The sequence below is a fragment of the Acuticoccus sp. genome, from assembly GCF_965213555.1.
In the GTDB taxonomy this organism is placed as follows: domain Bacteria; phylum Pseudomonadota; class Alphaproteobacteria; order Rhizobiales; family Amorphaceae; genus Acuticoccus.
Map to the genome: position 1 here is coordinate 3,123,717 of NZ_OZ243890.1, position 23,586 is coordinate 3,147,302.

Genomic DNA, 23,586 nt, shown 5'->3' on the forward strand with positions numbered 1-23,586 from the left:
CCTCTTAGCGCAGGCGCCGCCGGCCTTTCAATCGACCGGCGGCGCGACGGCTCGGGCGGGCTCAGTTCGTCGGGTAGTCGCCGGTGAACTTCATTGCCTCGACGACGATCTCCGGGACCAGGACGGCGTCGATGCCGTGCACGATCCCGGCGTCGGTGTCGATGTCGGGCTCGGTGACGCTCGCCTTGTCGACGGTCACTGCGGAGCCCTCGATGGACACCTCGAGGGGCTCGCCTCCGGCGACGTCGAGGGATCGTCCGTCGGAGAGATCCGCAGCCGTCACCTGCACGTCGGGCAGCACGTGATGCTCGAGGATGGCGTTCAGCTTGGGCCGGTTCTCCTCGCGAAGGAGGGCGTCGAGGACGCCGTCGGGCAGGGCGTCGAACGCCGCGTCGGTGGGCACGAACGCGGTGTAGGCCTCGTCCTCCTCGAGGAACCAGCCGGCATCGCTCGCCTCGAGCGCCTTGAGGAACGTCGCATAGTTGCCCTTGGCCTCGAGCGCGCTCCTGAAGTTTTCGGCGGCGGCCACGGGTGCTGCGGCGAACGCCAACGTGAAGGCGGCGGCAAGTATCGTTCGCATGGGAACCTCCGTTGTATGGGTCGGACCCTGCCAACCGATGGGCTCGAGGCACGTTGCCTGCGCGCCTTGCGGCGCGCTGTCGCGAGGCTGCCCCCTGGCGCGCCGGACCTCTGCTGGATGACGCCGGGCGCCATGCTAACAAGGTCGCCTCGAACGGAGCGCCCTTGACCCGACCGCACCTCACCGCGCTGATCATCGCCTCGGCGCTCTTCATGGAGAACATCGACTCGACGGTGATCGCGACGGCGCTGCCGACCATCGCCGCCGACCTCGGCTCCGACCCCGTGCGGCTGAAGCTCGCGCTCACCGCCTACCTGCTGTCGCTGGCGACGTTCATCCCGATCTCCGGCTGGGCGGCCGATCGGTTCGGCGCGCGCCTCGTCTTCCGCGCCGCCATCGGCGTCTTCATCGTCGGCTCGGTCATGTGCTCGCTCTCCACGACGCTGTGGGAGTTCGTCGGCTCGCGCATCGTGCAGGGCGCGGGCGGGGCGATGATGACGCCCGTCGGACGCCTCGTCCTCCTGCGCTCGACGCCGAAGTCCGAGCTCCTCGACGCCATGGCGTGGCTCACCATCCCGGCGCTGATGGGCCCGCTGATCGGCCCACCGCTCGGGGGCTTCATCGCCACCTACTTCGACTGGCGCTGGATCTTCTGGATCAACGTGCCGGTGGGCGCCGTCGGCGTCGTCCTCGTCACGCTGTTCATCGAGAACGTGCGGTCCGAGGACCGTCCGCCGCTCGACTGGGTCGGCTTCGTGCTGTCGGGGATCGGGCTGTCCGGCCTGGTGTTCGGGCTCTCCGTCCTCGGCCAGTCGATGCTGCCGCTACCGGTCGCCCTCGCGATGGTCGGGGTCGGCACGCTGGCGTGCGGGCTCTACCTGTGGCATGCGCGGCGTGCGGTTCGTCCGCTCCTCGACCTTGGCCTCCTCGCGCTGCCAACGTTCTTCACGAGCGCGGTCGGCGGGGCGTTCTTCCGCATCGGCGTCGGCGCGATCCCCTTCCTGCTGCCGCTCAGCCTGCAGGTCGGCCTCGGGATGAGCGCGTTCGAGGCGGGCGGGCTCATCTTCTTCGGCGCCATCGGGGCGCTCCTCATGAAGGCGACGGCCAAGCCCATCGTCTCGCGCTTCGGCTTCCGCACCACGCTGGTGGTCAACGGCGTGCTGTCGAGCGTCGCGATCGCGGCGATGGCCTGGTTCGTCGCCGACCCAGGCGCGATCGCCATCACGTCCGTGCTCCTCGTCGGCGGTTTCGTGCGCTCGCTCCAGTTCACCTCGCTCAACGTCATCGCCTACGCCGACGTGGGGCCGGACCGCATGAGCCGAGCGACGAGCCTCTACAGCGTGGCGCAGCAGGTCTCGCTGGCGCTTGGCGTCGCGCTCGGCGCCTTCGTTGTGGAAATCCAGCGCGCCGGGCGGGCGGATGGGGCCATCCTGCCGTCCGACTTCGTTGCCGCCTTCCTGACCGTCGGTGCACTGTCCCTGTGCGCGGTCGCCTTCTACCTGCGGCTGGCGCGCGACGCAGGAGCGGAGATCTCCGGCGCCGTGGTCCCCCCGCGCACACCGGTGACGAGTGCCTGAGGATGAGCGACGACCGAGGGAGGCCAAGGACCGGCCGCGTACCGGCGGCTGTGCTGGTCGCCGTGCCGCCCCCGACGAGGGTGGCGCGCCGGTCGCCGACCGCGTTAGGAGCCGCAGGACCCAGCGAGGAGAAAGCCGTGGCCATCCCCGGACTGCATCACCTCACAGCCATCTGCGGCGCGCCGCAGGCCAACCTGGACTACTACGTCCGCAGGCTCGGACAGCGGCTCGTCAAGCGGACGGTGAACTTCGACGATCCGGGCACCTACCACCTGTACTACGCCGACCGGACCGGGACGCCGGGGACGATCATGACGTTCTTTCCGTTCGCCGACGCGGCGCCCGGCCGCGCTGGCCCCGGCATGGCGACCGCCGTCGCCTACCGTCTTCCGGTGGGCGAACTTGAGGGGTGGATGGCGCGCCTCGCCGAGGACGGCGAGGACTTCCGCGGTCCGTTCGAGCGGTTCGGTGCCCGCGCGATCGCCCTGCGCGACCCGGACGGGCTGACCGTCGAGCTCATCGAGGACCCGGGGGCGCGCGAGCCCATGGACGGCTTCCACTCCGTCACCCTGTGGTGCGACGACCCGGAGCCGACGGCGCGCGTCCTCACCGAACTGTTCGGCTACGAAGCGCACGGGGAAGCTCGTGACGGCGAGGCGACGCGACTGCGCTTCGCTGCACCGGGCGGCGCCCGCGGCGCGGTCGTCGACCTCCTGCACATCGACGCCCACGGCATCGCGCGCCCCGGGGCGGGGACGATCCATCACGTCGCCTTCCGGGCCGAGAGCGACGACGTGCAGCGCATGTGGCGCGAGCGCGTGCGCGCGTTCGGGCTCAGCGTGACGCCGGTCATCGACCGGCAGTACTTCAACGCGATCTACTTCCGCGAGCCGGGTGGTGTCCTGTTCGAGATCGCCACCGATCCGCCAGGGTTCGCCGTGGACGAGGCGCAGGAGGCGCTCGGCAGCGCGCTGAAGCTGCCGGAGCGCTACGAGCCGCGCCGGGACGACATCGAGCGACGGTTGCCGCCCATCACCGTCCCGTCGTGAGCGCCGACCCTCACCGCGACACCCCGCTCGAGCGCGCCGGCCCTCCCGTCGCGCGCGCCGCCAGCACCATGGTCGCGCTGCACGGCAGGGGCGCGGACGCCGCGGACATGTTGGCGCTCTGGCAAGCGCTCGCGCTGCCGCAGGTCGCGGTCGCGGCGCCGCAGGCGGCCGGACGCTCCTGGTGGCCCTCGAGCTTCCTCGCCCCGCTGCCCACCAACGAGCCCGCGTTGTCGTCCGCGCTCGCCCGCGTCGGCCGAGTGGTCGCCGGGCTCAAGGCCGAGGGGGCGGAGCGGATCGTCCTCCTCGGCTTTAGCCAGGGGGCGTGCCTGGCGCTCGAGCACGCCGCGCGCTCCGGCGAGCGCTGGCACGCGGTGATCGGGCTGTCGGGCGGCCTCGTCGGCACCGGGGACGGCGATGGCCCGGCGACCGACGCGCTCCATGGGCATGCGCCGAAGGCCTTCGACTACACCGGTCGCCTCGAGGGCGTGCCGGTCGTCCTCGCCTGCCACGAGCGCGACCCGCACATCCCGCTCGCCCGGGTGCGCGAGAGCGCGTCCGTGCTCGGCGCGATGGGCGCATCGGTGACGATGCACGTCCACCCCGGGGCAGGCCACGCCGTCATGGCCGAGGACGTGAAGGCGGTGCGCGCGCTGCTCAACGAGTGACAAGGTGTGGACGGGCACCGGCACATGGCGCAGTCTGGTTCGGTCCAAGGCATGGCCTCGGAGCGAGCGCTCGCGACGGCGCCGCAGGCACAACGCTGAGGGCCAGTCCCGCGCTCCAAGCGACGGACCGATGGTAGCGAGGGGCGAGCCATGACGTCAGGATCCTGTCGACCGACAAGCGACGCCGAGGCTCCTCGACGCGACGACGACGTTGGCGGCCGAGGGTGCGAACCGGTCTGGCCATTGGGACCGAGGGCGGCGTGATGGACACCGTCCTCGTGCTCAAGTCGCTGCGCGCCGAGGGGCTCGCCCTCCTGCAGCAGCGGCCGGGGACCTCCGTCGTCGTCATCGACGCTCCGACGCCCCAGGGCGTGCTGGACGCGATCGCCAGCGCCGACGCGCTCCTGGTGAAGAACACGCCGATCACGCCAGCGATGGTCGACGCCGCCGAGCGCCTCAAGGTGGTGTCCAAGCATGGCGTCGGGCTCGACAACCTTCCCGTGGAGCACCTCACCTCGCGTGGCGTGCCGGTGACGACGGTGGGCGATGCCAACTCCGGCGCGGTGGCCGAGCACGCGTTGATGCTCATGCTCGCCCTGTCGCGCCGCCTGCCGCAGTACGACGCCCGCACCCGCGCCGGCGGCTACATCACCGATCCGGACTGGCCGACCCACGAGCTCGCCGGCCGCCGGCTCCTCGTGATCGGGGCCGGCCGGATCGGGCTGCGCGTCGCCCGCCTCGCCCGCGCGTTCGGGATGGCGGTGGCCGCGCACGACCCTGATGCGAGGGACGAGGACCTCGCTGCCTTAAGGATCGAGCCGGCCGCGGACCTTCACGCCGCGCTCGGCGCCGCGGACATCGTCTCGTTGCACTGCCCCCTCACGGAGGCGACGCGTCGCCTGATGGACGCCTCGAGGCTCGCAGCGATGCGGCCGGGCGCGCTCCTGATCAACACCGGCCGCGGCGGTCTTGTCGACGAGGCGGCCCTGCTCGTCGCGCTGCGTGAGGGACGCATCAGCGGGGCCGGTCTCGATGTATTCGAGGTCGAGCCGCCCGATCCCACCAACCCTCTGTTCGCCGAGCGGGGGGTGATCGTCACTCCGCACACGGCAGCGCTCACCGAGGAGACGTCCATCCGCATGGCACGGGTCGCGGCGCAGAACTGCCTCGCCGGCCTCGAGGGGCGGCTCGCCGCCGACATGGTGGTGAACCCGGAGGTACTTTTGCGCCACGCGGTGCGCGCATGAGGGCGAGCGCGTCCGCCATCGCGGCACTCGTCCGCTACGACACGCCGACGGTCTGCAACGGGCTGGAGGAGATCGGGGCGGGCCACCGGGACGCCGGCTACACGCGACGCACCATGGTGATGGCGCCCGATGGTCTACGCCTCGCCGACGGGGCACGCGCGGTGTGCGGCCGCGCCAAGACGGTGCGCATCCGCGCCAGCAGGCCGCACGGGCGCAGCGCGTCCGACGCCGCAGCGCTGAAGGCCGCGTACTACGCTTACGTGGCGGATGCTGACGGCCCGACCGTCATCGTGGTGGAGGACCTCGACGCTGAGCCGGTCGGCGCCTTCTGGGGCGAGGTTCACTCCGCGCTCCACCGGGCGCTCGGCGCCGTCGGCGTGATCACCAACGGGATCATCCGCGACCTCGACGACCTCGACCCCGCGTTGATGCTCCTCGCCGGCGGGGTCGGCCCGAGCCACGCTCACGTCCACTGGGTGGACTACGGCGAAGGGGCCAGCGTGTTCGGCATGAGCGTTGCAGAGGGTGACCTGGTCCACGCCGACCGGCACGGCGCGGTCGTGGTGCCCGACGACGCCGTCGGCGCGCTGCCGGACGCCATCGAGGCGGTGCGGCAGAGGGAGGCACGGATCCTGGCGCTTACCGCGCGGTCGCCGTTCGACCACGGGGCGCTGCGCCGCGTGGTCCTCGGGGACACGGCGGAGCCGGGGGAGGGGGCTTGATCGGACGGCTGAACGAGACGCTTGACCTCGACGCGGTCCGCGCGGCGGTCTCCCCTGAAGCGCGTCGGCTGGTCGAGGATGCCCTCGTCTGGGACATGACGATGCCCTGGACGCCGGACTATGTGGACGTCGAGCGCATCCTGCCGCGCTTCCACCGCGCCGGCGTCGACCTCGTCTCGCTCACCGTCATGGGGCCGGAGCGCGACCTCGCCGGCACCGTGGCGCACGTCGCCGCGGCGAGCCGCGCCATCGACGCGCGCGAGGACATGGTGCGCTGCGCGACCGTCGCCGACATCGACGCGGCGCGGGCGTCAGGCAAGCTGGCCCTCATCTACAACTTCCAGGAGACGAAGCACTTCGACGTGGAGATCGGCCTGATCGCGCTGTTCTACGCGCTCGGCGTGCGCCACGCGCTGCTCGCTTACAACGCCAAGAACCGCGTGGGAGACGGCTGCGCCGAGCGCACCGACGCGGGGCTGTCGCGCTGGGGCATCGCGGTCGTCGAGGAGATGAACCGCGTCGGCATGCTCGTCGACGGCACGCACTCGGGCCATCGCACCACCATGGACGCGATGGAGGTGGCGACCGCGCCGTTCATCTTCTCCCACTGCAACGCCCACGCCGTCGTGCCGCACTACAGGAACATCCGCGACGACCAGATCCGCGCGTGTGCGGCGACCGGCGGCGTCATCGGCGTCAACGGGCTCGGCGAGTTCCTCGACGACGAGCACGCGACGTCGGCGTCGATGTTCCGCCACATCGACCACATCGCTCAGCTCGTCGGGCCGCGGCACGCCGGGCTCGGGCTCGACTTCGTGCTCGACGTCGAAAGGTTCTGGGACTGGGTCGCGGCCTACCCGCACATGTGGCCGCCGAGCCCTCCGGTGGAGCGCCGGCGCAGCGCGTTCGCCCAGCCCGAGCAGGTGCTGGAGCTCGCCGACCTCATGCTGCGGGCGAACTGGAGCGAGGCGGACGTGCGCGGCGTCCTCGGCCTGAACTTCCGCCGCGTGTGCGAGGCGGTGTGGCGGTGAGCGACGCGCTCCTCGCCGTCGAGGGACTGTCGGTGCGCTTCCCCGGCGACCCGGACGCGCGCACGGCGGACGTCCTCGCCGTCGACGACGTTTCGCTGACCGTTCGCCGCGGCGAGATCCATTGCGTCGTGGGTGAGTCGGGCGCGGGCAAGTCGACGGTGGCGACGGCGGTGCTCGGCCTCATCGACCGCCCCGGCCAGGTCGAGGCAGGGCGCATCCTGTTCGATGGCGTCGACCTCGCGCGCGCCGACGAGCCGACGTTGCGGCGCCTGCGCGGCCGCCGCATCGGGGCGATCTTCCAAGATCCGTTATCGGCGCTGAACCCTGTGCTGACCATCGCCGACCAGATGCTCCCGGCACTCGGCCACGCAACAGGCCTCGTCGGGCGCGCGGCGGTGGACAGGGCAGCGGACCTGTTGGAGCGCGTCGCCATCGACCGGCCGAGGAAGCGGCTGAGGCAGTACCCGCACGAGCTGTCGGGCGGGATGCGCCAGCGCGTCGTCATCGCCATCGCGATCTCGGGCTCGCCGGACCTCCTCGTCGCCGACGAGCCGACGACGGCGCTCGACGTCTCGATCCAGTCCGGCGTGCTGCGCCTCATCGAGGGGCTCGTCGCGGACCTTGAGATCGGCGTTCTCCTCATCACCCACGACATGGCGGTGGTGGCGGAGGTCGCCGACCGGGTCACCGTCATGCGGCACGGCCGCGTGGTGGAGGAGGGGCCGAAGGCGCAGGTGCTGTTCGCGCCGCGCGCGCCCTACACCTGTGACCTCATCGCCGCGGTCCCTCGGGCGGACGTGCGAATGGAGCGCTTCCGCGGTCCCGAGCCGACGCCGCGCGACGACGGCCCGATCCTCTCGCTGTCGGACGTCACCGTCGTGTTCCGCGGCGCGCGGACGCTGCGCGGCGGTGCCAATGACGTGCGTGCGGTGGACGGCGTGTCGCTCGACGTTGCCCGGGGCGAGGCGTTCGGGCTGGTCGGCGAGTCGGGGTCCGGCAAGTCGACCCTCGCGCGCGTCGCCTGTGGCCTCCAGGGGGTCGACGGCGGCACCGTCACCTACGACGGCAGGGACATCACGCGCCTCGCGCACGACAGGTCGCTGCGCCGCGATGCGCTCTCCATGCAGATGATCTTCCAGGACCCGTTCGCCTCGTTGAACCCGCGCCAGAAGGTCATCGACGCGCTGACCGAGCCTCAGGCGGTCGCCGGGCGAGGCACGCGCGAGGAGCGCCGCGCCCGCGCCATCGAGGCGTTGAAGAGCGTCGGCCTCGACGAAGGCGCGGCGAGCAAGCACCCGCACGCGTTCTCCGGCGGGCAACGCCAGCGCATCTCCATCGCCCGCGCCCTCGTCATGGAGCCGGCGTTCCTGATCTGCGACGAGCCGACCTCGGCGCTCGACGTGTCGGTCCAGGCGCAGGTGCTCGAGGTGCTGAACGCGCTTCGCCAACGGCTCGGGCTGACGCTCCTCTTCATCAGCCACGACCTCGCCGTGGTGCGCCAGCTCTGCGACCGGATCGCGGTGATGAGGTCGGGGCAGGTGCGCGAGGTCGGACCGACGGAGGCGATCTTCGAGGCGCCCCAGGACGCCTACACGCGCGAGCTCCTGCGTCTCGCGCCGAAGTTCCAGCCGGATGCAGCCACACGGTCGCAGCCCGCAGCGGTCTCGGCCTAAACCCAACAACGACAGGGAGAGAGCACTCATGAAGACGACACTTGCCATCGGCGCCGCCGCGCTCGTGGCCCTCACCGCGCCGACGATGGCGCAGCAGGCCGTGCCGGACGAACTCACCATCGGCATGTCGGTGACGCCCAGCACGCTCGACGTGCACCTCAGCGCGCTCGGCTCCGACGAGCAGTACTACCGCCATGTCTACGACCCGCTGGTGCAGTCCGACCCTGACCTGCAGCCCGTGCCGGCGCTTGCCACATCGTGGGAGCTCATCGACGACACGACGTGGGAGTTTGAGCTGCGGGAAGGCGTCACCTTCCACGACGGGTCGGAGTTCAACGCGGAGGACGTCAAGTTCTCGCTGGACCGCCTCGGGACGGTGCCGGGGTCCGACGGGCTCAACGCGGAGAAGATGGACGCCATCGAGGAGCTCGAGATCGTCGATCCGCTGACGATCCGCATCCACACGAAGGAGCCGACCCCGGACCTCCTGTCGCGCCTCTACCAGCAGTTCATCATCTCCAACGAGCTCCCTCAGGACGTCGCGACGGAGGACTTCAACTCCGGCGAGGCGGCCATCGGCACCGGACCGTTCGAGTTCGAGAGCTGGCAGCGCGGCGAGGCGCTCGTGCTCACCGCCAACGAGGACTACTGGGGCGGGGCGCCGCTCGTCGACCGCATCGTCATGCGCGAGATGGCGAACGACGGGGCCCGCGTCGCCGCGCTCCTCGCCGGCGACGTCGACATGGTCGACGCGGTTCCACCGCTCGACGTGGCGCGCCTCAATCAGGCCGGCGACGTGAACATCGTCACCGGCCCGTCCTCGCGGACGATCTTCCTGCAGTTCAACACCGCCGCGGAGACCGCGCCGATGACGACGGCGAAGGGCGGCGGCGCGCTCGAGGAGAACCCGTTCCGCGACCCCAAGGTCCGCGAGGCGATCTCCCTGGCCGTCAATCAGGACCTCATCGTCGACCGTGTGATGGAGGGGCTCGCGACCGTCGCGAACCAGCCGTTGCCGGAGGGCTTCGAGGGCTCGGCGCGCGACCTTGGCGCCCCCACCTACGACGTCGATCGAGCGCGGGAGCTCCTCGCGGAGGCGGGCTACGAGGACGGCTTTGCCACCGTCCTCGCGTGCTCGAACGACCGCTACATCAACGACGCCAAGATCTGCCAGGCGGCCGGCCAGATGCTGGCGGCCATCGGCATCGACGCCACCGTGGAGACGATGCCGAAGTCGGTCTACTTCGGCCGCATGCGCGAGGGGGAGTTCCCGTTCTTCATGCTCGGCTGGGGCAACTCGCAGGGGACGGCGACCTCGGTCCTGAAGTCCGTCGTCGCGACGAAGGACGACGAGGCGGGCTACGGCTCCTGGAACGGGGGCTTCTCCGACCCCGAGGTGGACGCGCTCATCAAGGAGGGTGAGGTCCTCATGGATCCCGAGGCGCGGGACGACGCCCTCGCGGAGGCGACCGCCCTCGCCATGGAGCGGCACGCCGTGGTGCCCCTGCACCAGCAGCCGGTCGTCGTCGGCATGCGCGGGGATTATCCCTACACGACCTACCAGGACGAGGGGTTCCGCGCCTTCCTCATCGGCAAGGAAGAGTGACCGCCGAGCCCACCCACCGGCGCGCCGGATGACGGTGTGACCGTCTTCCTCCTGAAGCGCCTCGGCGAGGCGATCGTGGCCCTCTTCGTGGTCTCGGTCGCCGTGTTCGCCGGCGTCTACGCCATCGGCGACCCGCTGTCGCTCCTCGTGCCGCCGGACGCGACCGCGGCGACCGAGGCGGCCATCGCCGCCGAGCTCGGCCTCGACCGGCCGCTCCCCTTGCAGTACGCCGCGTTCGTCGCCAACGCGCTGGAGGGGGACTTCGGCGTCTCGTTCTTCTACCGCGAGCCGGCGCTTCAGGTGATCGCCGAGCGCCTGCCCGCCACGCTCGAGCTCGCCACGGTCGCCATGGTGATCGCGACCTTCGTCGGCGTCCCGCTCGGGCTGTGGGCGGGGATGCACCCCGGCACCATCCTCGACCGCACCATCGTGACTGGCTCGGTGCTCGGCTTCTCCATCCCCACCTTCATGGTGGGGCTCGTCTTCATCCTCGTGTTCGCGGTCGTGCTCGGCTGGCTCCCGTCGGGCGGGCGCGGCGACACCGTCGAGGTGTTCGGCGTGCGCCTCTCCGTCCTCACCCTCGACGGGTGGACGCACCTCCTGCTGCCTGCCGCGAACCTTGCGCTGTTCCCGCTCGCGTTCATCGTGCGCCTGGCCCGCTCGGGGATGCGAGAGGCGCTGTCGCTCGACTTCGTGCGCTTCGCCCGTGCGCAGGGGCTCTCGCGCGGCAAGGTGGTGCGGCTGCACATCCTGAAGTTCGTGGCGATCCCCATCGTCACGCTGGTCGGGCTGCAGTTCGGCATCCTCATCGCGTTCGCGGTGGTGACGGAGCAGATCTTCGCCTGGCCGGGGATGGGCAAGCTCCTCATCGACGCGATCAACCAGCTCGATCGCCCGCTCATCGTGGCGTACATCCTGATGACGTCGGTGCTCTTCATCGCCATCAACCTCGTGGTGGACCTGCTGTACGGCCTCCTCGACCCCCGGGCGCGGCTCGGATGACCGACAGCGTCGCCGCCGCCCAGCCCACAGGGCGCATGCGCTTCGCGGCGGCGTTCGCGCGCCGCTCGCCCCAGGCGGTCGCCGGCCTCGTGATCCTGGCACTCCTCGTCGTCGGCGGGGTGTTCGCACCCGTCCTCGCGCTGCACGATCCCTACGACCTGTCCACGTTCTCCATCATCGACGCGCGGCTCGCGCCGGGCGAGGCGGGAGTGATGGGCTCGGTCCATCCCCTAGGGACGGACGACCAGGGCCGCGACCTGTGGAGCGCGATCCTCTACGGGCTGCGCATCAGCCTGTTCGTCGCGGCGGTCTCAGCGACCGCCGCGGGCGCGATCGGCACGGCGGCGGGGCTCTTCGCCGGCTGGCGCGGGGGCTGGACGGACCGCATCCTGATGCGCATCGTGGACATCCAGCTCTCGGTGCCGGCGATCCTCGTCGCCCTGGTGCTGCTCGCGATCCTCGGCCGCGCGGTGGAGAACACGATCATCGCCCTCGTCACCGTCCAGTGGGTCTACTTCGCGCGCACGGTGCGGGCGTCCGTCCTGGTCGAGCGGCGCAAGGAGTACGTGGAGGCGAGCCGGCTGATGGGCTTCTCGGACCTTCGCATCCTCGCCAAGCACATCCTGCCCAACTGCCTCGGCCCGCTGTCGGTGGTCGCCACCATCGAGTTCGCCCACGCGATCACGCTGGAGGCGACCCTCTCCTTCCTCGGCGTCGGCCTGCCCATCACCGAGCCGAGCCTCGGCCGGCTGGTGGCGAACGGCTTCCAGTACCTGCTCAACGGCGAATGGTGGATCTCCCTGTTGCCCGGCATCGCGCTCCTCCTCCTCATCTTCTCGCTGAACCTCGTGGGCGACCGGCTGCGCGAGCTCGCCGACCCGCGCCGCGGAGGCCTCGCATGATCCCCTCCGTCGCCGTCGAAGCCGATGCGCTGCGCGACGTGGCGCGCGAGGCGATGGCGCGCTGCGGCTCGCCGGCCGACGAGGCGGACGCCGTCGCCGACCACCTCGTCGAGGCGAACCTCAAGGGCCACGACAGCCACGGCGTCGTCCGCCTGCCGCGCTACCGCACCATGGTGGAGACCGGCGCCCTCGCCGTCGGCGCGACGCTCACGGTGGTCGCCGACACCGGCCCGCTGCTGCAGCTCGACGCCAACCGCGGCATGGGGCAGTGGCTCGCCCGGCAGGCGACGGACCGCGCCATCGCCCGCGCGCACGAGCACGGCGTCGCGGTGTTGGCGCTGCGCCGCGCCGGGCACGTCGGCCGCCTCGGTGCCTACGCCGAGCAGGCGTGCGCGGCCGGCCTCGTCAGCATCCACTTCGTCAACGTCGCCGGCTCCAAGCTCGTCGCCCCGTTCGGTGCTGCGGGGCGGATGACCTCCACGAACCCCATCGCGATCGGCGTGGTCCGCGCCGATGGCGAGCCGTTCATCCTCGACTTCGCGACCTCGATGATCGCGGAGGGCAAGGCGCTCGTCGCGGCGCAGGGTGGCACGACGCTGCCGGACGGTGCGCTGGTGGACGGGGCCGGCCAGCCGACGGCGGACCCCGCCGCGCTCTACGGACCGACGCTCGGCACCCCCGGACCCGACCCGCGCGGCGGGCCCGGCGCGCTCGCCGCCTTCGGCCTGCACAAGGGGTCGGGCCTCGCGCTCGCCTGCGAGCTCCTCGGCGGCGCGCTCACCGGCAACGGCGCGAACGGGCCGGACGATCAGCCGTTCGGCAACGGCATGCTGTCCATCCTCGTCGACCCGCGCGCCCTCGACACCGCGGGCACGTTCGCCACCGACGCCGAGGCGTTCCTGGCGAGGGTCGAGGCGATGACGCCGGCCGCAGGCACCGCCACCGTGCTGACACCGGGCATGAAGGAGCGGGCGACCCGCGACGCGCGCATGGCGGACGGCATCCCGCTGCCGCATCCCCTGTGGGAGGCGCTGCGCCGCCTCGCCGAGGCGCCGCCGCTCGCCTCGGCCTAGGTCAGGCGGACAGCGCCATGCCGTCGCGCTGGGGGTCAGCGGCGCCCTTCAGGCGGCCGTCCTCGCGCCGCTCGATGGCGTGGACGCCGCCGAACGCGTAGGTGAGGTGCGAGCGCTTGACCTCGTAGCCGCGTGCCTCGAGCTCCCGCGTCACCGTGCGCGGGATGCGGTTCGACACGTCGATGACGTCCGACGTCACCGAGATGCGAGGGGCAATTACCGCCTCGAGCACGTCCATGCCAAAGTCGACGACGTTGGAGATCACCTGGAGGATCGCCGGCACGATGTGGGTGCCGCCCGGCGCGCCGAGCACCAAGCGAGGCTGGCCGGCGGACATCACGATGGTCGGAGCCATGGAGGCGAAGCGCGCCTTGCCCGGCGCGATGGACTGCGCGCGGCCCGGCCGCGGGTCGAAGCCCGCCATGCAGCCGTTGTACATGAAGCCGAGCCCTTGGGTGATGACGCCCGAGGGGTGCCCCAGCGAGTGCGTCAGGCTCGCAGCGAGCCCGCTCGCGTCGATCACCGACACGTGCGTCGTGCCGGCGTCGCGCATGGCGAGGCGCTCCACGTGGAGCTTCTCGCCCGCGCGGATGCCCGCCGCCGTCCGATCCGCCGCCTCGTTCGACATGAGGCGATCCAGCGGCACGTCCACGAACCGCGGGTCGCCGACGGACGCATCCTTGTCGATGGTCGCGCGCTTCATCGCCTCGGCGAGGATCGCGAGGTGGTCCGGTCCGTTATGCTCCAGCGCTGAAAGGTCGAAGCGCTCAAGGACCGTCAGCATCAGCGCGATCAGCGGCCCGCCGCCCGGCGGCCGGTTCGTGAGGACGCGGTGGCCGCGGTATGTGACCTCGAGGGGCGCGGCGAGGTCCGTCGCATAGTCGACGAGGTCGTTGGCAGTCATCAGCGCGTCGTTCGCCGCCATGTCGGCCGCGATCTCCCTCGCGACGTCGCCGGAGTAGAACGTCGCCGCACCTTCGTGGCTGATGCGCTCCAGCGTCCGCGCAAGGTCTTCGTTGCGGATCATCGTTCCCGGCCGCTTGTAGCTGCCGTCGTCGGAGAGGTAGAGTCGCCGCGCCGGCTCGGTGACGGACAGCTTCTCGCCGTAGTTCATCCGGCCGTAGGAGCGCTCGTCCTGGGTCCACACGGTGTGGACGTGCGGGCGCACCATCCATCCCTCGCGGGCGTGCTCGACGGCGGGCGCGATGAGCTCCGACCAAGGGAGGGCGCCCCACCGCGCGTGCGCGTCGGCGAACATCTTCAGCGAGCCCGGCGTCGCGATGGATTGGTAGCCCGCCTCGTTGACGTTGCCGTCGAGGACGAAGCCGAAGCCATCGCGCGTCTCGCCGACCACCCGGTCCGCCCAAATGTCAGCCGTCGCGGCGGCCGGCGCGCGGGCGTGCGCCTCCAGCGACACGGGGGCATCGTCGGGACCCACGAGGGTGAGGCAGCCGAAGCCGGCGATGCCCGCCATCAGCGGATCGACCACGCCCTGCACGAAGGCGGCGGCGAGCGCGGCATCGACGGCCGAGCCGCCGGCCTTCAGCGCGAGCCAGCCGGCCTCGGTCGCCTCCGGCTGGGCGGCCACGACCATGGCGCCGGTCATCGGATCCCTGCGCGAGGCGGCGTGAAGCATGAGCCTGTCATGCCGGCACGCTAGGGTGGCGGCGTGTCGCGTGTCAAAGCGCAACGTGGCGGATGTTGCTCGCCGAGCACGCGCCTTGCATCCTCTCCGGCGGACCCGGAGACGCACATGAGCACGCACCATACCCTCGACGCCTCGCCGCAGACGGTGCACTGGGGTCACTTCGACGCCACGCTGGAGCCGTGCCTCGCCGTCCGGTCCGGCGACCGCGTGACGATGACGACGGTGTCGGGCAACCTGTCCCAGACGCCCGGACGTGAGCGGCTGCTGCCGGCCCACGCGGCGGTGCTTGATGCGGTCAAGCCGGAGGTCGGCCCGCACATCATGACGGGGCCCGTCGCGGTGGAGGGCGCCGAGCCGGGCGACCTCCTCGAGGTGCGCATCGAAGACATCACGCTGCCATGCGACTGGGGCTTCAACGTCGTCATGCCCCTGCGCGGGACGCTGCCGGAGGACTTCCCCGAGGGTCAGCTCATCATCGTCGAGCTCGACCGTGCGGCGGGGCTCGGCACGCTGCCGTTCGGCATGACGGTGCCCCTCGCGCCGTTCTTCGGCGTGATGGGCGTCGCGCCGCCGCCGGGCTGGGGTCGTGTCGGCTCCATCGAGCCGCGCGACTTCGGCGGCAACATGGACCTCAAGGAGCTCGTCGCCGGCACCACGCTCTACCTGCCGGTGTTCGTGCCAGGCGCGCTGTTCTCCGTCGGCGACGGGCACGGCGCGCAGGGCGACGGCGAGGTGTGCCTCAGCGCCATCGAGACCTGCCTCACGGGCACGTTCACGCTGATCCTGCACAAGGCGGCGGGCGTCAGGTTCCCGCGCGCCGAGACGCCGACGCATTGGATCACGATGGGGTTCAACGAGGACCTCGACGACGCGGCAAAGCAGGCGCTGCGCGAGATGATCGCGCTGCTCGGCGAGCTGAAGGGGCTCGCGCCCATGGACGCCTACGTCCTGTGCAGCCTCGCCGCTGACCTCCGCGTCACCCAGCTCGTGGACGGCAACAAGGGCATCCACGCCATGCTGCCCAAGGCGCTGCTCTGATCAGCGGCGCTACGCCGCCTCGCGCTCGCGGCCGTAGAGCGCCTCAATCGCGTTCGCATACTTCTTGTAGATGTTGGCGCGGCGCACCTTCATGGTCGCCGTGACCTCGTCGTCGTCGTGGTCGAGCTCCTTGGTGAGGAGGTGGAAGCGGCGGATGTTGGCGACCGGCGGCAGCGCTGCGTTCGCCCGCGCCACCTCGGCCTCGACGAGCTCGCGGACCGCCGGGTGCTCGGCGAGGTTGCGGAAGTTGGTGTAGGCGATGCCGCGCTCCTCGGCCCACTGGGCGACGGTCTCGAAGTCGATCTGCACCAGCGCGGCGACGTAGCGCCGCTTCTCGGCGACGACGACGCACTCCTTGATGTAGGGGCTCGACTTGGCGCCGTTCTCGATCTCCGACGGCGACAGGTTCTTGCCGCCGGCGGTGATCATGATGTCCTTCAGCCGGTCGACGATGGCGTACTGCCCGTCGCGCATCGCGACGACGTCGCCGGTGTGGAGCCAGCCTTCGCGGATCGCCTCGTTCGTGGCCGCCTCGTTCTTGTAGTACCCCTCGAACACGAGGTCGCCGCGCATCAGGAGCTCGCCCAGCTCACCGATCCGCGCCTCGGCATTGACGACGACGCCGCCGACCGCGCCAGGCACGAGGTGGGACAGCCGCTGGCCGAGCGCGACGCCGCTCGTCTCGGTGGCGCCGTACACCTCGACGAGCGGCACGCCAAGGGTGCGGAAGTAGCGCACGATGAGCGGCGAGATGGGCGCGGCGCCGGTCATCGCGATGCGCGTGCGGGTCAGCCCTATGGCGTTGAGCAGCGGGCGGAACACCACCGCCGACCACAGCGCGAAGGTCAGCCGCTGGCGCAGCGTCCGCTCTCGCCGCGGCACGGTGGCGAACGGCCCGCAGGCAGCGAGCGCCCGGTCGTAGAGCGCCTTGCGCACGCCGCCGGCCTCGGTCATGCGCACGTGAATCGCGCTGTGCAGCTTCTCCCAGATCCGCGGCACGCCGAGGAACATCGTCGGCGCGACCTCCCTCAGGTCCTCCTGCACGGTGCGCATGGACTCACCGAAGTTGACCGTGCTGCCGAGGGTTATGGGCACCATCGTCGTCGCGAACTGCTCGGCGACGTGGCACAGCGGCAGGTAGGACAGGTGCGTGTCGCGCGGGGTGAGGCCGAGGAGCTCCACCGCCGCGATCGCCTGGGCGCGGATGTTGCGATAGCTGATCATCGCGCCCTTGGACTTTCCGGTGGAGCCGGATGTGTAGATCATCAGCGCGATGTCGGAGAGGGATTGGCGCTCGAGGACGGCGTCAACCATGCCCGGCTCACCCGCCCGGTGCTCGCGCCCGGCAGCCTCGAGGTCGCGGAACGCGGTGACGGCGCCGGGGCCGTAGCCACGCATCCCCTTCGTCTCGATGACCACGATGTGCTTGAGGCGAGGCAGGGAGGCGCGCACCGCGAGCACCTTGTCCACCTGCTCCTGGTCCTCACAGACGACGACCTCGGCGTCGGAGTGCTCCAGGACGTAGCCGACCTCCGGCGCCGGGCTCGTCGGGTAGACACCGATGGTGATGGCGCCGGCCATCCCCGCGCCGAGCTGGGTCAGCACCCACTCGATGCGGTTCTCCGACAGGACGGCGACGTGGCCGCCGGGCTCGACGCCGAGCGCCCGCAGGCCGTGCGCCACGACGCTGGCACGCTCGGCGTAACCCGCCCAGGTCGTCGGCTGCCAGATGCCGAACTCCTTCTGGCGGATCGCGGTGCGCCGCGGGCGCGTCCTCGCCTGGTGGACGAGCATCTGCGGCAGCGTCAGCTCGGGCAGGTCCGGTGTGCGCGGTGCCATGGTTCCCCCCTCAGGACAGCCAGCGCTTGCGGCGCTTGTAGTGCTTCACGTCGCGGTAGCTGCGCGCCCCGTCCGGACCGCCGTGCCCAAGGTAGAACTCGCGCACGTCGTGGTCGCGGGCGAGGCGCTCGACGGGCCCGTCGATCTGGATCTTGCCGTTCTCCATGATGTAGCCGGTGTGCGCCACCGCGAAGGCGACGGCGGCGTTCTGCTCCACGAGGAGCATGGCGGTGCCCGTCTGCCGGTTGATCCGCGCGATGATGGTGAAGATCTCCTCCACCAGCTTGGGCGAGAGGCCGAGCGAGGGCTCGTCGAGGAGCATCAGCGAGGGCTCGGCGATCAGCGCGCGGCCGATGGCGAGCATCTGCTGCTCCCCGCCGGAGAGGTATCCGGCGCGTGCGCCCCGCCGCTCGTGGAGGCGCGGGAAGTACTCGTAGACGAAGTCGTACGGCGCGCTCCTGCTGGGTCGGCCGGACAGCGCGTAGGTCGCCGCCGTGAGGTTCTCCTCCACCGTCAGGTCCTCGAAGACGCGGCGGCCCTCCATGACGTGGGCGAGGCCGCGCCGCACCAGCCCATGCGGCGTCGCGCGCGCCGTGTCCGCCCCGTCGAAGACGATGCGCCCGGCGGTGTGCGCGCCGTTCTCCAGGGGCAGGAGGCGGGAGATCGCCTTCAGCGTCGTCGACTTGCCCGCGCCGTTCGACCCCAGCAAGGTTACCACCTTGCCGCGCGGCACCCTGATCGAGAGGCCGCGCAGCACCTGGATGGTGTGGTTGTAGACGACCTCGATGTTCTCGACCTCGAGGATCGCCTCGTCCGCGCTCATTCGTCGAGCATGATCCAGTCCGACACCGGCTCCATCTGCCCCGCAGCGGCGTCGTACTCATAGATCCGGCCGACCGGCACCGAGTTGCCGGGGACGGCGATGGGCACGCCGATGACGCCGCCGGTGTCGAACTCCTCGATCGTGTTGAGCGCGGTCTTCAGCGTCTCGCCGGTGAGCTCGTCGCCCGCCTCGAGCGCGCGCTTGGCCGCCTCGACGAGGAGCATGGCGGATACGAAGCCCTGCATGTAGCCGGTCGACTGGTACTCCGGCCGCATCTGCCGGATGCGGTCCATCATCGGCGCGTCCCCCTCCTCGTCGTAGTAGTACCGGTATGGCATCACGCCGAGGAAGCCGTCCGCCGCCTCGCCGACGCTCTGCCAGAGCGAGGCGTCCATCGACCAGAACGTGCCCATGAAGCGCGTCTCGAGCCCGAGCTCGCGGGCCTGGCTGATGAACTCCGGCAGCGGTGCGAGGACGTAGCCGTGGAAGATCGTGTAGTCCGGCCGCGCCCGGCGCAGCTTCAGGACCTCGGTCGACACGTCCACCGAGCCGGGCGGCGTGATGATCTCCTCGGCGATCTCCAGCCCCAGCTCGTCGGCGGTGGCGCGCGCCTCCTCGATGGGGTCGCGGCCGAACTCGGTGTCGGAGTAGACCATGACGAGGCGTGCGCCCGGCGTCTCGTCGGCGATGTACTCCATCAGGATCTCGACCATCTCGCTGTAGTCCGGCCCGGCCATGAACGTGTACGGGTAGGCCTCGGGGTCGTTCAGCTCGGTGGCGAAGGACGCGCCGCCCATGATCATCGAACCGCGGCGCGCGAGGTCGGGCGCGATGGTCTTCGCGAAGCCCGTGGAGTCGCCGTAGTACAGGTGGATGTCGTCCTGGCTCGTCAGCTTGTTGAACACGGCGACGGACTGGTTCACTTGGTAGCCGGTGTCCTCGTAGGCGAGGCGGACCTGCCGCCCGTCGATCCCGCCCTCCTCGTTCACGATCGTCACGTAGTCCTGCATGCCCTTCTCGACGGCCTCGCCGGCGAAGGCGAACACGCCGGTGAGCGGCAGCGACGCGCCGATGACGATCTCGCCTTCCTGGGCCGCTGCGCCTCCCGCCATGCCAAGCGTGGCGGTGAGCGCCAGCAAGCTCGTTCTCAAGGTCTTCATGGGTTCCCTCCAGGTCATGTCTTGAAGGGCCAGAGCTGCCACGAGCGCCTGACCCTGTGGATGATCTCCGCCAGTCCCCGGGGCTCGAAGACCAGGAAGAGCACGATGAGCGCGCCGAACACGATGGTGCGCACGGGCGACAGCGCCGAGGCGGCGTTCGGCCAGATCGGCGACAGCGCGTCGAACACGAAGCGCAGGAGCTCCGGCGTCAACGTCATGAAGATCGCGCCGAGGATGCCGCCGAGGATGGTGCCGATCCCGCCGACGATGATCGCGGCAAGCAGGAACACCGACATGAGGAACGGGAACGTGTCGGGCGTCACGACGCGGAAGACGTAGGCCCAGAGCCCGCCGGCCACGCCGGCGTAGAACGAGGCGATGGCGAAGCTCATCAGCTTGTAGCGCATGAGCGGAATGCCGAGGACCTCGGCCGAAATGTCGCGGTCGCGGATGGCGATGAAGGCGCGGCCGATGCGCGTGCGGAAGAGGTTCGCCGCGCCGAGCACCAGGAGCACGGTGACGGGGACGATGAGGTAGTACAACGCGAAGTACGTGGTGAGCTCGACGCCGAGCACCGAGGCGGGCGCGACGGAGAGGCCGGTGTTGCCGTTCGTCACGCTTTCCCAATGCACGAACACGAAGTGGAGGATGAACGAGGCCGCGATGGTGGCGATGGCGAGGTAGAGCCCCTTCACGCGCAACGACGGGATGCCGAACACCACGCCCACCGCGGCGGCGACGAGCCCGCCGGCCACGAGGGCGAGGAGGGACGGGACGGCGGTCTCCTGCTCCAGCCACGCCACGGTGTAGGCGCCCACCGCCATGAACGCCGCCTGGCCGAGGCTGACGAGCCCGGTGTAGCCGGTGAGGATGTTGAGCCCCGTCGCGGAGGCGACGTTGATCGCCGCGAGGCACGCGAGGTAGAGCCAGTAGTCGTCGAGCCCGAAGGGGGCGAGGGCGAGCGCGGCGAGGAATGCGATGACCCATAGCCTGTGCGGGCGCGTGGTGAACAGCGCCTCGTCGGCCCGGTAGCTCTCCTTCGCGGTGCCGATCAGCACGTCACAGCCTCTCGATCTCGTGCGTGCCGAAGAGGCCGTAGGGTCGGATCATCATGGCGACGATGAGGAGGCCGAAGGTGACGACGGTCTGGTACTCGCCACCCAGGTAGGTGCCGACCCAGGACTGCAGGAGCCCGAGGGCGAGCCCGCCGACCAGCGCTCCGAGCACCGAGTCGAGCCCGCCGACGATGACGACGACGAGGGCCGACAGGCCGAACGCGCCCATCGTCGTGGAGATGCCCCCGATGGCGCCCAGGAGCACGCCGGTGCCGGCTGCTGCAGCGCACGCGACGGTCCACGCGATGGCGAAGACGGCAGGCACGTCGATGCCGCAGGCGTAGGCCGCGCCCTGGTCGCTCGCCGTGGCGCGCAGCGCGACGCCGCCGCGCCAGTACCGGAACAGGAGGAGGAAGGCGGTGATGACGATGGCGGCGGCGACGAACGCCACCACGATCTTGCGCGACACGTAGGCCTCACCGATGAAGACCGGCGTCGAGGCTATGAACGGCGGCAGGCTCTGCGGGTTCGCGCCGAACACGAGCTCGGTGGTGCCGACGATCACCGAGCCGAGGCCGATCGTCACCATGAAGACGGAGATCGCGCTCTCGCCGAGCATCGGCCGGATGATGCCGCGCTCCACCACCGCGCCGACGATGCCGCCGCCGGCGATGGCGAGCGGGATCGCCGCCCACGCCGGCAGACCGAGGCCCGACGCGAAGGCGAGGAACAGGTAGCCGCCCAGCATCAGGATCTCGCCGACCGCGAGGTTGATCACGCGCGTCGCCTTGTAGATCAGCACGAAGGACAGCGCCGTGAGGGCGAGGAGCGCCCCCGAGCCGAGGCCCGCGAGCGAGACCTCGGTGAAGAACAGGAGCTCGTTCACTCCGCCGCCTCCGCCGCGATGCGCTGCATCAGCGCCGCGGGATCGCCGGAGCCGAGGTAGGCCTCCGCGACGTGAGGGTCGGCTTGGACGCTCGCTGGGTCGCCAGCCGCGATGACCTCGCCGAAGTTGAGGACGACGACGTGGTCGGAGATGTCCATGACGAGGCCCATGTCGTGCTCGACCATCAGGATCGTGGTGCCCCACTCCTCCTTCACGTCGAGGATGAAGCGGGCCATGTCCTCGGTCTCCTCGCGGTTCATGCCGGCGACGGGTTCGTCCAGCATGAGGAGGCGCGGGCGCATGGCGAGGGCGCGGGCGAGCTCGACGCGCTTCTGCAGGCCGTAGGGCAGCGAGGCGACGTTCCTGGCGCGGATGTGGTCGATCTCCAGGAAGTCGATGATGCGCTCCTCGACCTCGGCGCGCAGCGCCACCTCCTCGCGCTGCGCCGGCCCCCAGTAGAGCAGGGCGCCGAGCACGCTGGTGGACAGGTGCGCGTGCCGGCCGAGCTTGATGTTGTCGAGCACCGTCATGCCGCGGAACAGCGCGATGTTCTGGAACGAGCGGGCGAGGCCGAGCTTGGCCCGGGCGCTCACCGGATGGCGGGCGATGTCCTCGCCGTCCAGCCGGATCGTGCCGGCGCTCGGACGGTAGAACCCGCTGATGCAGTTGAACAGGGACGTCTTGCCGGCGCCGTTCGGGCCGATCAGCGCCGTGATCGTGCCCGGCTCGACGGAAAAGCTCACGTCGCGCAGCGCGCGGACGCCGCCGAACGACAGGCTGACGCCTTCGGCTGTGAGCGCCGCGGGTCTAAGGGCTGGAGGTCGGACGTCGCGAGACATGGCGCAGCATTATCCGTAGGGTGCGCGGCCGAGAAGAGGCGACGGCACGACGCGGCGCCCGTCCTCACGCGTCCCTCTGGCGCGGCGGCCCGCGTTCGATCGCCGCGCCGTCGGCGGCGAAGAGGTACGCCTCCGCCGGATCGAACGAGAGGCCGACCCGCTCGCCCGGGAGGACGCGCGGATCGCCCGGTGCCCGCGTCGTGACACGCGCTCCGCCTGGGAGGCGGACGTGGACGAGGTGGCCGTCGCCGAGCGCCTCCACGACGTCCACCTCGCCGGTCCACGTGCCGTCCGCCGGCGCCGCCAAGGACAGCGCCTCCGGGCGCACGCCAAGCGTCAACGCGCCCGATGGGACTGCGACGTCCCGACCGAGCTCGATCGGCACGAGCGCGCCCTCGCACCGCACCGAGGCGGTGCGGTCCGCGACGGCCTCGACCGTACCGGCGAGGGTGTTCATCGTCGGCGCGCCGAGGAAGCTCGCGACGAAGAGGTTCGCCGGCCGGCGGTAGAGCTCGAGCGGGTCGCCGAACTGCTCCACGCGCCCCCTGTTCAGCACCACGATGCGGTCGGCGAGCGTCATCGCCTCCACCTGGTCGTGCGTCACGTAGATCATCGTCGCGCCGAGGCGGCGATGCAGCTTGGCGATCTCGAGGCGGGTCTGCACGCGCAGCGCCGCGTCGAGGTTGGAGAGCGGCTCGTCGAACAGGAACACCTCGGGCTCGCGCACGATGGCCCGGCCGATGGCGACCCGCTGGCGCTGCCCGCCGGACAGCTCGCGCGGCCGGCGTGCGAGGAGGGGCGTCAGCTCCAACGTCCGCGCCGCCTCCTCGACCCGCGCCCTGACCTCGGCGCGGCGCAGGCCGCCCTGGCGCAGACCGAACGCCATGTTGTCGAACACGCTCATGTGCGGGTAGAGCGCGTAACTCTGGAAGACCATCGCGACGCCCCGGCGCGCCGGAGGCAGCCCGTCGACCCTGCGCTCGCCGATGCGGATCAGGCCGTCCGTCACGTCTTCGAGCCCGGCGATCAGCCGTAGGAGGGTGGACTTCCCGCAGCCCGAAGGCCCGACGAACACCACGAGCTCACCCGGCTCGACGGCAAGGTCGACGCCGCCGATCACGGTGACGTCGCCGAACGCCTTGACGATGCCCTCGAGGATCACCCCCGCCAC

General features: G+C 71.1%; 21 protein-coding genes. 12 read left to right on the top strand and 9 right to left on the bottom strand.

All coding sequences use genetic code 11. From position 1 onward, the window contains the following. Positions 1-61: 61 nt before the first annotated feature. Positions 62-580 carry a fasciclin domain-containing protein gene (locus tag ACOOE8_RS14745; protein ID WP_420392186.1) on the bottom strand — a complete coding sequence of 173 codons (519 nt, stop codon included), beginning with the start codon at positions 578-580 and terminating at the stop codon, positions 62-64. Positions 581-744: 164 nt separating this feature from the next. Here ACOOE8_RS14745 and ACOOE8_RS14750 point away from each other — a divergent pair, with 164 nt between their 5' ends. The 11 genes from ACOOE8_RS14750 to ACOOE8_RS14800 all read left to right on the top strand — a co-directional run bounded on the left by ACOOE8_RS14750 (position 745) and on the right by ACOOE8_RS14800 (position 13,127). After that, positions 745-2,157 carry an MFS transporter gene (locus ACOOE8_RS14750; protein ID WP_420392187.1) on the top strand — a complete coding sequence of 471 codons (1,413 nt, stop codon included), beginning with the start codon at positions 745-747 and terminating at the stop codon, positions 2,155-2,157. A gap of 137 nt (positions 2,158-2,294) precedes the next feature. Then, a complete protein-coding gene (locus ACOOE8_RS14755) occupies positions 2,295-3,206 on the top strand; it encodes a ring-cleaving dioxygenase (protein WP_420392188.1) in 912 nt (303 codons plus the stop codon). Further along, positions 3,203-3,871 carry an alpha/beta hydrolase gene (locus ACOOE8_RS14760; protein ID WP_420392189.1) on the top strand — a complete coding sequence of 223 codons (669 nt, stop codon included), beginning with the start codon at positions 3,203-3,205 and terminating at the stop codon, positions 3,869-3,871. Before ACOOE8_RS14755 ends, ACOOE8_RS14760 begins: the two co-directional genes overlap by 4 nt. Before the next feature lie 263 nt (positions 3,872-4,134). Further along, positions 4,135-5,118, top strand: coding sequence for a hydroxyacid dehydrogenase (locus tag ACOOE8_RS14765; protein ID WP_420392190.1), 984 nt, complete (start codon positions 4,135-4,137; stop codon positions 5,116-5,118). After that, entirely contained in the window at positions 5,115-5,840 is a 726-nt protein-coding gene (locus ACOOE8_RS14770) for an RraA family protein (RefSeq protein WP_420392191.1), read from the top strand. Before ACOOE8_RS14765 ends, ACOOE8_RS14770 begins: the two co-directional genes overlap by 4 nt. After that, positions 5,837-6,871: a dipeptidase gene (locus ACOOE8_RS14775; protein WP_420392192.1), complete on the top strand. Its 1,035-nt coding sequence runs from the start codon at positions 5,837-5,839 to the stop codon at positions 6,869-6,871. Before ACOOE8_RS14770 ends, ACOOE8_RS14775 begins: the two co-directional genes overlap by 4 nt. Next, complete coding sequence (locus ACOOE8_RS14780; RefSeq protein WP_420392193.1) at positions 6,868-8,544, top strand: dipeptide ABC transporter ATP-binding protein; 1,677 nt, start codon at positions 6,868-6,870, stop codon at positions 8,542-8,544. The genes ACOOE8_RS14775 and ACOOE8_RS14780 overlap by 4 nt, the downstream gene beginning before the upstream one ends. Positions 8,545-8,572: 28 nt before the next feature. Continuing rightward, positions 8,573-10,150, top strand: coding sequence for an ABC transporter substrate-binding protein (locus tag ACOOE8_RS14785; RefSeq protein ID WP_420392194.1), 1,578 nt, complete (start codon positions 8,573-8,575; stop codon positions 10,148-10,150). A gap of 36 nt (positions 10,151-10,186) precedes the next feature. After that, entirely contained in the window at positions 10,187-11,152 is a 966-nt protein-coding gene (locus ACOOE8_RS14790) for an ABC transporter permease (protein WP_420392195.1), read from the top strand. Further along, entirely contained in the window at positions 11,149-12,054 is a 906-nt protein-coding gene (locus tag ACOOE8_RS14795) for an ABC transporter permease (RefSeq protein WP_420392196.1), read from the top strand. Before ACOOE8_RS14790 ends, ACOOE8_RS14795 begins: the two co-directional genes overlap by 4 nt. Then, positions 12,051-13,127 carry a malate/lactate/ureidoglycolate dehydrogenase gene (locus ACOOE8_RS14800; protein WP_420392197.1) on the top strand — a complete coding sequence of 359 codons (1,077 nt, stop codon included), beginning with the start codon at positions 12,051-12,053 and terminating at the stop codon, positions 13,125-13,127. Before ACOOE8_RS14795 ends, ACOOE8_RS14800 begins: the two co-directional genes overlap by 4 nt. Position 13,128: 1 nt before the next feature. Here ACOOE8_RS14800 and ACOOE8_RS14805 read toward each other — a convergent pair whose 3' ends face one another. Further along, complete coding sequence (locus ACOOE8_RS14805; RefSeq protein WP_420392198.1) at positions 13,129-14,733, bottom strand: gamma-glutamyltransferase family protein; 1,605 nt, start codon at positions 14,731-14,733, stop codon at positions 13,129-13,131. Positions 14,734-14,880: 147 nt separating this feature from the next. On the opposite strand from ACOOE8_RS14805, the gene ACOOE8_RS14810 reads away from it, so the two are divergent. Continuing rightward, the gene (locus ACOOE8_RS14810; RefSeq protein WP_420392199.1) at positions 14,881-15,813 is read left to right on the top strand and encodes an acetamidase/formamidase family protein; all 933 of its coding nucleotides are present in this window, start codon (positions 14,881-14,883) and stop codon (positions 15,811-15,813) included. Between the two features lie 9 nt (positions 15,814-15,822). Here the strand turns inward: ACOOE8_RS14810 and ACOOE8_RS14815 are convergent, their stop codons facing one another. From ACOOE8_RS14815 to ACOOE8_RS14845, 7 genes are all read right to left on the bottom strand, one after another. After that, entirely contained in the window at positions 15,823-17,652 is a 1,830-nt protein-coding gene (locus ACOOE8_RS14815; protein ID WP_420392200.1) for an AMP-dependent synthetase/ligase, read from the bottom strand. A 10-nt stretch (positions 17,653-17,662) separates the two neighbouring features. Next, positions 17,663-18,475, bottom strand: coding sequence for an ABC transporter ATP-binding protein (locus tag ACOOE8_RS14820; protein ID WP_420392201.1), 813 nt, complete (start codon positions 18,473-18,475; stop codon positions 17,663-17,665). Further along, positions 18,472-19,635 carry an ABC transporter substrate-binding protein gene (locus ACOOE8_RS14825; protein ID WP_420392202.1) on the bottom strand — a complete coding sequence of 388 codons (1,164 nt, stop codon included), beginning with the start codon at positions 19,633-19,635 and terminating at the stop codon, positions 18,472-18,474. The genes ACOOE8_RS14820 and ACOOE8_RS14825 overlap by 4 nt, the downstream gene beginning before the upstream one ends. Positions 19,636-19,649: 14 nt before the next feature. After that, positions 19,650-20,693: a branched-chain amino acid ABC transporter permease gene (locus tag ACOOE8_RS14830; RefSeq protein ID WP_420392203.1), complete on the bottom strand. Its 1,044-nt coding sequence runs from the start codon at positions 20,691-20,693 to the stop codon at positions 19,650-19,652. A gap of 1 nt (position 20,694) precedes the next feature. Continuing rightward, a complete protein-coding gene (locus ACOOE8_RS14835; RefSeq protein ID WP_420392204.1) occupies positions 20,695-21,576 on the bottom strand; it encodes a branched-chain amino acid ABC transporter permease in 882 nt (293 codons plus the stop codon). Then, positions 21,573-22,415, bottom strand: coding sequence for an ABC transporter ATP-binding protein (locus tag ACOOE8_RS14840; protein ID WP_420392205.1), 843 nt, complete (start codon positions 22,413-22,415; stop codon positions 21,573-21,575). Before ACOOE8_RS14840 ends, ACOOE8_RS14835 begins: the two co-directional genes overlap by 4 nt. Positions 22,416-22,479: 64 nt before the next feature. Then, positions 22,480-23,586 (bottom strand): ABC transporter ATP-binding protein, encoded by a 1,107-nt coding sequence (locus ACOOE8_RS14845; RefSeq protein ID WP_420392206.1) that lies wholly within the window; start codon positions 23,584-23,586, stop codon positions 22,480-22,482.

Bases quoted from the DNA above. Each gene is read 5' to 3' on its own strand.
- ACOOE8_RS14815 (WP_420392200.1), bottom strand. From the start codon at position 17,652: ATGGCACCGCGCACACCGGACCTGCCCGAGCTGACGCTGCCGCAGATG.
- ACOOE8_RS14825 (WP_420392202.1), bottom strand. From the start codon at position 19,635: ATGAAGACCTTGAGAACGAGCTTGCTGGCGCTCACCGCCACGCTTGGC.
- ACOOE8_RS14840 (WP_420392205.1), bottom strand. From the start codon at position 22,415: ATGTCTCGCGACGTCCGACCTCCAGCCCTTAGACCCGCGGCGCTCACA.
- ACOOE8_RS14805 (WP_420392198.1), bottom strand. From the start codon at position 14,733: ATGACCGGCGCCATGGTCGTGGCCGCCCAGCCGGAGGCGACCGAGGCC.
- ACOOE8_RS14770 (WP_420392191.1), top strand. From the start codon at position 5,115: ATGAGGGCGAGCGCGTCCGCCATCGCGGCACTCGTCCGCTACGACACG.
- ACOOE8_RS14810 (WP_420392199.1), top strand. From the start codon at position 14,881: ATGAGCACGCACCATACCCTCGACGCCTCGCCGCAGACGGTGCACTGG.
- ACOOE8_RS14820 (WP_420392201.1), bottom strand. From the start codon at position 18,475: ATGAGCGCGGACGAGGCGATCCTCGAGGTCGAGAACATCGAGGTCGTC.
- ACOOE8_RS14745 (WP_420392186.1), bottom strand. From the start codon at position 580: ATGCGAACGATACTTGCCGCCGCCTTCACGTTGGCGTTCGCCGCAGCA.
- ACOOE8_RS14795 (WP_420392196.1), top strand. From the start codon at position 11,149: ATGACCGACAGCGTCGCCGCCGCCCAGCCCACAGGGCGCATGCGCTTC.
- ACOOE8_RS14785 (WP_420392194.1), top strand. From the start codon at position 8,573: ATGAAGACGACACTTGCCATCGGCGCCGCCGCGCTCGTGGCCCTCACC.
- ACOOE8_RS14765 (WP_420392190.1), top strand. From the start codon at position 4,135: ATGGACACCGTCCTCGTGCTCAAGTCGCTGCGCGCCGAGGGGCTCGCC.
- ACOOE8_RS14800 (WP_420392197.1), top strand. From the start codon at position 12,051: ATGATCCCCTCCGTCGCCGTCGAAGCCGATGCGCTGCGCGACGTGGCG.